The organism is Pseudoalteromonas sp. MTN2-4 (assembly GCF_042848605.1).
Taxonomy (GTDB): Bacteria; Pseudomonadota; Gammaproteobacteria; order Enterobacterales; family Alteromonadaceae; genus Pseudoalteromonas.
Genome location: NZ_BTGK01000030.1, coordinates 1 through 2,018, shown reverse-complemented (window position 1 = coordinate 2,018; position 2,018 = coordinate 1). Strand labels below are relative to the sequence as shown.

3 protein-coding genes are annotated in these 2,018 nt (G+C 37.6%); all 3 read left to right on the top strand.

Going from position 1 to position 2,018, the window contains the following annotated elements:
* Nucleotides 1-377: 377 nt before the first annotated feature.
* The 3 genes from ACGHEH_RS21505 (at nucleotide 378) to ACGHEH_RS21495 (ending at nucleotide 1,923) form a co-directional block, all read left to right on the top strand.
* Entirely contained in the window at nucleotides 378-668 is a 291-nt protein-coding gene (locus ACGHEH_RS21505; protein ID WP_390449773.1) for a hypothetical protein, read from the top strand.
* 116 nt (nucleotides 669-784) lie between these two features.
* The gene (locus ACGHEH_RS21500; RefSeq protein WP_390449771.1) at nucleotides 785-1,285 is read left to right on the top strand and encodes a hypothetical protein; all 501 of its coding nucleotides are present in this window, start codon (nucleotides 785-787) and stop codon (nucleotides 1,283-1,285) included.
* A 113-nt stretch (nucleotides 1,286-1,398) separates the two neighbouring features.
* Nucleotides 1,399-1,923 (top strand): hypothetical protein, encoded by a 525-nt coding sequence (locus tag ACGHEH_RS21495; RefSeq protein WP_390449769.1) that lies wholly within the window; start codon nucleotides 1,399-1,401, stop codon nucleotides 1,921-1,923.
* The last annotated feature ends 95 nt before the right edge of the window (nucleotides 1,924-2,018 follow it).

The following is a 2,018-nucleotide window of genomic DNA, read 5'->3' as shown; positions in this document are numbered from 1 at the left end:
TGCGTCACTTTAAATCGCTGTCTTTAAAACGGTTCTTGCTTCAAGTCTTTTCTTCAAATTAGCTTTTAGGTACAGTGGCGTAAGTAAGTTTTAAGTTGGTCTTGGCTTTTCATTTTTCAATTTAAGCTGTGAACAGAATCATCATTCATCAGTCAAACGCTTCTTTGCAATTTTTGGTTTGGTGAGTGTTTTTAAATTTTAAGTTTGGCTTATTGGTGCAGGCGCAAGCGCTTTGAAAGTGTTGTGTCAACGCATAACAAGCAATTAAACAGGGATAAAAACTTGCGGGCTATTCGCTTCGCTCAATTTTAGCCCACAACTTTTTACCCGTTAATCGGGCGTTAGCTTTACTCTTTGTATTTGTGAAGGATTACACAATGACAAAATATTTAAGTGATTTTTTTGATACTTCAATTGAATTTCTAGAAACATCGAAAGGTATGTTCTTTGTAGGTTCTTTTCTAGCTCTGTGTTTTATTACTTATGCATGGAGTAAGTCAGGTGTTTTGCTTGCTCCGGGAGTTTATTACTTTGGTGCAGCAGTACCATCAGGGTTTCTTTTTAGAGCTGCTTATTTAGAAAAGGTTAGAAAGTTAAAAATAGTTAAAGGCTTATTCTTCATAGCTTTTACAGGGTGGGTTTTATTGTACACACTCAGCTTTTTGTAAAGCTAACAAGGCCATTAAACCGAGGATACAAAACAGCAGGCTTGTGCTCCTACGTCGCTAATTTTAGCCTGCTATTTTGTGCCGTTTACGGCAAGCGTTAGGTTACCTTTGAAGTTATGCGTAAGTTTTTAAATGTGAGCAAAGAACGTCAAAAAGCATTGGAGCAACAATTCCCAAGGCTTATAGATTTAGCTCAAGTTAACGAAACGAAAGAGTATACTTACTTAGCAGTCTCTATTTTTGACCATTGGCTTAATCGTGATGAAGCAATGGAGTTATTAGGTGATCTTGACGCAAGCGAAATTGTGCGAAGAGCTTCAATATTTGAGAGCTTTAATCACTTATTATCTGAGCAAACAGAAATATTAACTTTTCGCTTTCGCGGATTAAAAGGTGACAAACCTAGGTTTAAATCATTCCTATCAGAACATGCACAATCTATGTATTTGCGGCAAACTGATATGGGTATGTATCAAGTTATCCTTCCTAAATTAAATGCGGTCTATTTCGAAGGTTATGACGACACAAATGTGTTTTATTTAAAAGATCTGAGTGTTAGACCCATCATTGAGTCTTGTGCTGAGAAAGTAGGTCTACATTGCCTGGAGCATTGGTAACCTAACAAACGCTTTAACCAAGGGACGCAAAACAGCAGGCTTGCGCTCCTTCGTCGCTAATTTTAGCCTGCTATTTTGCGCCGGTTAAGCGAGGCGTTAGGTTTCTATCGAAAATGAGAGTAGCTATTTTAATTTTGTTAGGTTTAATGATTAGCGGTTGTTCGCTTAGTCGCCCATCAATTACAAAGTTGGAACATTTCATTCCTAGCTCTAATTTTAAAAACCATAAAATTGAGAACTTAGCCAATTTAGTTCTAATAGATCCGCCAACCTTTTATTGGGGGCCTCTAAGGGGAGACTTTAAGAATATTGAGTTTTTAAATAACCTCTATCCTTCGTCAAAGGTTAAGTTGTATAAAGCAGACTATGTAACATTTAACCTTTGCCCTGGAGCTTATGATATTCAAGCTCAATTTTATATGGGAGGTCAAAAGACTGGCGATGCTGATAAATGGGGGAGTATTAAACTCGAAAAAGGCATCACGCGATATTTTATTGTTTGGGGTGGCTTAATAGAAATTTCTAAAGCTGAAGCACATTGGTGGCTAGACAAGTTAAACGCTGAGTTAGATGAAATGAGTCACTTAGGCAAAAACGATATATCGGGATATCTCAATATAGATAATCGGTGTATTTAAAACCTAACAAACGCTTAAACCAAAGGACGCAAAACAGCAGGCTTGCGCTCCTTCGTCGCCAATTTTAGCCTGCTATTTTTCGCCGGTTAAGCGAG